The sequence below is a fragment of the uncultured Leptotrichia sp. genome, assembly GCF_938036635.1.
GTDB lineage: Bacteria > Fusobacteriota > Fusobacteriia > Fusobacteriales > Leptotrichiaceae > Leptotrichia > Leptotrichia hongkongensis.
In genome coordinates this window covers 1-5,203 of the sequence record NZ_CALHQO010000470.1, presented here as the reverse complement: position 1 = coordinate 5,203, position 5,203 = coordinate 1, and the positions used below count along the sequence as shown (strand labels likewise).

General features: G+C 28.9%; 6 protein-coding genes and 1 pseudogene. 3 read left to right on the top strand and 4 right to left on the bottom strand.

Features of this window, described 5'->3' with window-relative positions; genetic code table 11:
* Positions 1 to 380 (top strand): annotated as a pseudogene (locus Q0370_RS09415) (hypothetical protein); the annotation flags it as partial.
* Positions 381 to 842: 462 nt separating this feature from the next.
* Positions 843 to 2,966, top strand: a complete 2,124-nt coding sequence (locus Q0370_RS09410) for a plasmid recombination protein (RefSeq protein ID WP_299575036.1) — start codon at positions 843 to 845, stop codon at positions 2,964 to 2,966.
* Between the two features lie 66 nt (positions 2,967 to 3,032).
* Here Q0370_RS09410 and Q0370_RS09405 read toward each other — a convergent pair whose 3' ends face one another.
* Positions 3,033 to 3,356: a type II toxin-antitoxin system RelE/ParE family toxin gene (locus Q0370_RS09405; RefSeq protein ID WP_299575034.1), complete on the bottom strand. Its 324-nt coding sequence runs from the start codon at positions 3,354 to 3,356 to the stop codon at positions 3,033 to 3,035.
* Positions 3,356 to 3,583, bottom strand: a complete 228-nt coding sequence (locus tag Q0370_RS09400; RefSeq protein ID WP_026748277.1) for a DUF6290 family protein — start codon at positions 3,581 to 3,583, stop codon at positions 3,356 to 3,358. The genes Q0370_RS09405 and Q0370_RS09400 overlap by 1 nt, the downstream gene beginning before the upstream one ends.
* A 121-nt stretch (positions 3,584 to 3,704) precedes the next feature.
* On the opposite strand from Q0370_RS09400, the gene Q0370_RS09395 reads away from it, so the two are divergent.
* Entirely contained in the window at positions 3,705 to 4,373 is a 669-nt protein-coding gene (locus Q0370_RS09395) for a hypothetical protein (protein WP_299575031.1), read from the top strand.
* A 204-nt stretch (positions 4,374 to 4,577) separates the two neighbouring features.
* On the opposite strand, the gene Q0370_RS09390 is transcribed toward Q0370_RS09395, so the two are convergent.
* On the bottom strand, positions 4,578 to 5,069 hold the full coding sequence (locus tag Q0370_RS09390) for a hypothetical protein (RefSeq protein ID WP_299575029.1): 492 nt from the start codon (positions 5,067 to 5,069) through the stop codon (positions 4,578 to 4,580).
* 9 nt (positions 5,070 to 5,078) lie between these two features.
* Positions 5,079 to 5,203 (bottom strand): S26 family signal peptidase (locus Q0370_RS09385; RefSeq protein WP_299575038.1); only part of this gene is annotated, 125 nt, incomplete at its 5' end.

Genomic DNA, 5,203 nt, shown 5'->3' with positions numbered 1-5,203 from the left:
GAAAATGGATAGAAAAATTAGGCGTAGATAGAGATAGTGCAAATGTAGCAATAAGAAAATATTCCTTATACTTAAAATATCAAACTAAGGGACTTGAAGAGCCTGAAAAAGTTTTGACATTATCTAACAGAACTGTAAAAACTTTAACAGGGCAAAAAAAAGATGATTTTAAAGAAACTGAAATTATAGAAGTAATTACATCAGATGACCCAAGTTCAAAATTAAAAGAGATAGTGGAACAGAAAGAAGCGATAAAATTATCCGATGTAGAAGAAAAAAGAATTTTTTTAACAAGAGAAAAAGTAAAAAGACAGCATTTGATAAAAAAGTTAAGAGAAGAAATTAGAGATATTGAGGAACAAATCAACTCTTTAAATTAAAAGTCCTAGCGGCAATGACTTACAGATTAAAAACTCATAGCAGTAGTGATAAGAGCAGTTCTAAAGACTGCTCTTTTAATATAAAAATAAATTATTTTTACTTTGAATTTTGTCTTCAATCAAAATAACGAATTTTTACTAAATTTTTTCAGATGAAGCTGGCAGAAAAATGATTCGGCTTTGCGAAGTGGAACGCTCGCATTAAGAACTCATTTTTTTTGCCTGAAAAGCCCTCGGCGTTTGAGAGCTCGGCAGTAATTTTTGAAAAAAATGACAGGCAAGCCATTCATTTTTAATGAATGGAGGAGCTTTGCAAAGGGCTTCGCCCTCTTGCATTGCGACTGGCCGATGCAGAAATTGAATAGTCCCAAAACCTCTGATTTGCAAAAAAAATTGTAAAGAAGTATAATTAAAATAAATTGAAAAATGAAGAAGCATTTTTTGATAAAAGGGGGAATAAAAATGGCTGAGATTTCAGCAATAAACAACTTTAAGAAATACAATTCTAAATCAGGTAGGAGCAACATCAACAATGTAGTAAGGGAAGCGTTTCGTGAATTGGAGAAGTTTAAGAATAATGTCAATCAGAAACTGACACAGTTTAACAAAATTCTTGTCAAGGATTTATCTGTCCTTGAACGGCAGTATTATGATACAGAAGTTGACAGCAGGAGCAGGGATGTGGTAAGCGTCGTATCACAGGTGCAGACAGGAAATTTTGAGGCAAAGAATGGAGTGGATTTGACATATATGCTTTCTCTTGAAAAGTGGGAGCAGTATTACAAGGAAAATCTTGAGTTTTTAAGTAAAAAATTTGATAAAAATGCACGATGTGTATATGCAGTAATTCACTTCGATGAAAGCACGCCTCATCTGCAGTCGATGTGGACTTTTTTGGAAGAGAATAATCAGAAAGATGAGTATACGGTAAGTGATGTTAATCCAGCAAAAGTTAAATCAGCTTTGAGCAGTGCATTTTTGAGAAGAAATAAGGAGCTTGGGCTAATTGCTGGAACTGATGAGTATAAAAAGGCATTTGAAGAATTTAAGGTTCAGCAAAAACCGAAAATTATTGAAAGACAGTTAGCCAAGCTGAACAAAAATAAGTCAGATAAAAAGTTTAAATTTGAGAATGGTACTTCTCCGTTCACTAAAGATTTTTACAGGACTTTCAATGAAGAATTTGTAAATGATTTTATGCTTAATAATCCTGTTGTTAATGAGTTAAAAAATAAAGTCAAGGTATTTTCAAATGAAGGTGTGGAAGTTGTTGTCAGAAGAACTGAAAAAGTAAATTCTTCTGAAGAGCTTGACAGGACAAAATTCGCTATGGAAAAGGAGAAAAAGGATCTTGAAAGTAAGATTGGCAGCAATGATTATTCAAAAAATGAGTTTATGAAATATACAGAAATTCTTTCAAAAAGGGAAATTATTGACAAAAAGAAAAAAATTTCAAAGGAAGATTTCTTGAATGAATTTAAAAACTATGAAACAGATTTCAAGGTAAGAAAAAGTAATAAGGAAATTACGGATTTTAAGCGTATTTTCAATATAAAGAAGATAATCAAGGACAAATTAAATCAGAGACAGAATAACAAAAATTTCAAGAAAAATCTTAAAAAAGAAATAAAATTATTTGATGAAATTTTCAAGAATGTAGATTTTGAAGCAATCAATAAAAAAATAGAAGATTATTCAAAAGGAGAAAAAGTTGAAGAGTTGATCAAGAACAGGGAAAACCTTTATTTTGAGATTAAAACACTTGAAACTGAAGCGAGTAATTTAAAAAGTTCAATTAATTTTTTGGAAAAGGAACAGAACAGCAAAAATAATGAAATACGTAATCTTGATGAACAAATCTGGGAAAAGAGAACAGAAGCAGAAAAACCTTATGTCGTTTCAGAAAGGCGAAAGCAGGAACTTATTAATGAAGCTCTTAATGAAGCAAGAAAACGTGGAGATACTTTGATGAGAAACATTAAGAAGGACGTAGAAAAGGAGGAAGCCAAGAATAATGCCATAAAGCAGGATATTTTAGACAAAAGACTTCAAATGGAACGTGAACAGCAGGAGCTTAATAATCGTCTTAGACAGCTTAATGACAGCTATGCGGACTTGGAGGAAAAGAAAAGACGTAGAAAAGCCGAACTTGAAAAGCTGGCCCAGCCAATTATACAAAAAGAAGTTGATGATCTGGTTCGTGAACATTTGAGATACTACGAAGTTACAGACAAGGATATTTTAAATTTTAAAGCAAATAACAAATCTGAATATGATAAGTTATTTGGAGAAGCTGAAGCTAGGGCTGATGAAAAAATTAAGGGAGCTTATATCAGACGAAAACACAATGCAGGCAATAAATTCATTAAGCAAATGACAAATATTCTTCACGAAGATTCTAATGGAAAGTTTTCACTTTTAGAAATAGAAAAAACAGTAATAGCGGCAATTGAAAATGTTCCAGACAACACTTATGGCTGGTGGGATGATTTTAAGAATAATCTAAATATTGAGCTGGAAAATACAGTTAAAGATAGGAATATTACACGCAATAGAACTAATTCTCAATATGGTAGAAGATTATAATATTCAATAAAAAAGGACTTGAAGTCCTTTTTTATTTGTAAATATTTTTTTCTCTGTCCTGTATATTTATTTTATTTTTCCATCTTTGTATGTTTTTCTCTTTTTATCTTTATAAGTTTCTTTTCTATCTGAAATTTCTATAATTAATATTAGTAAAACATCATCCTTTATTTCAGCCACGATTCTATAAGAGCCTACCCTGTATCTCCATAATCCTTTTAAATTTCCAATTAATGCCTTTCCTCTTTGCTTTGGATTTTGTGTACCTATTAAATTTTCTAAAATCCATTTTTTTATAAGTTTAGCAATAGCTTTATTTGTTTTACTTAATTTTTTTAAATCCTTTTCTGCCGATTCAGTAAACTTAACTTCATAAATTTGATTTTCCATTATAGTTCTAACCTTTTAAAAACCTCTTCAGCAGAAGCAGTTTTTTCAGATTTTGCATTTTCCCATCTTTTTAATATTCTTTTTTCATCTTCTTCAGTTATTTCATCATATATTTTATCTAAAATCAAATTACGGACAAAAGAAGACATATTAAGATGATTTATATTTGCATACTCTTTCAGGAATTCTAAATCCTCTTTTTCTATTCTCAATGACAATGTTGGCATTTCTATTCCTCCAATTGTAATATTTGTATTACAATTATATCAATTTTTATTCTATTTGTCAATATATAAAAAATATGTTAAAATGCTAACAAAACAAAACTATCAAAGGAGTTTATTACCTATGAAAAAACTACTAATTTTTCTACTACTATCATTATCAATCCAGCTATTCTCAGCCAATTATAAAGTTGTCCTAAAGAAAGGGGTTACTTTATCACAGCAGGAAATTACAAAAAATAACAGTGAAATTGAGATTGCGGCTAAAAGAGATTATGATTTAATTAAACGAGCAGTATCAACTGGAATGAAATCTATGATTTCCAGAATGATGGATGAACAAATTCAATTACCCGCAATAAGTCAAAAAAATTCTCTTAAATTTCAGAAAAAAATGAACGAATTATATAATGACATGTTCGATTATATAATGAATAAAAACAAAATTGACGTTGAAAAAATAAGATATGTTACAAATGATATTGTCGAAGTAACATTAAATATAAAAACGCCAGATTTCACAACAAGTTTACAAAAATATTCAGAATTAATGAACAACAACTTTCTAAACGAAAAAGAAATGAAAAATCTAGATAATTTCTCAGAAGACGAAATCTTTGATAAAATAATAACAAAAATGTTTAGCTCAATGAAACAAGCCTTCCAAAGAATCGATAAGTATGCTTCTATGAAAACAACAATTTATTTAGAAAAAGATAATGGAAAATGGGGAATTGCTGAACTTGATGAAAAACTTAAAAACTTTAGAGAAATATATAAATCTATAAATTAATAAACAATTATAAAAGGGCTATCTATTTTCAGGTAGCCCTATGTTTTATTAATTGCAATATTTTCAAGAATATATCACAATATGCAATAACTCCTTTTATTATTATTTTAATTGCCTGTATATAAAAACTATTTAGCTTTAATATAACCTTTATCCCTATATTCAAAATATTCTTTTAGTCATTGTAATATACACCTCTAAATTTTAATTTAATTTCTTATTATATTTCAATGGCATAGGTCTGTATAATATTTGATACAACATTTTATTTGGAGGACAGTCTAAGATTATGCTTTTATCATTTTCAACAAAGTTATCAATCACATAGATGCTATTATTGCCATCTGAAATTTTTATTATTTCTTTACTTTTATAGTTTTTTGATTTTGAAAAACTATACTTTTTATGAACTTTATCAGAGTAAATTGTGCTTTTTTGAGCATTATTAAAATCGTCATAATTAAATTCCATTTTTTCTAATAACTCTTTTAATATTTCATTTATATTTTTTATTTCACAAATAACAAAAGTATTTTTTTTATCTTTGCCTGATGAAAAAGCATCAGTAATATAATTACATGCATACTTAAAAAAAGTGGTAGTTTCATCAAGATTTATTACCAAATCATATGAATTTAAAAATTTTTTTCTAATAGATATGAATTTTATGTCGTCATAATAAATTTCTTTTTTCATAAATTATCATCAAAAGCCCCGTCGCCTTAGGACTGTTACCACCTTGCCATGGGTATCCTGTATAGGAATGGTTCCAAAAGCACGACTATCTACAGCCGTTGTTCGATTGTCTCCGAGGACAAAGAGTTGTCCTG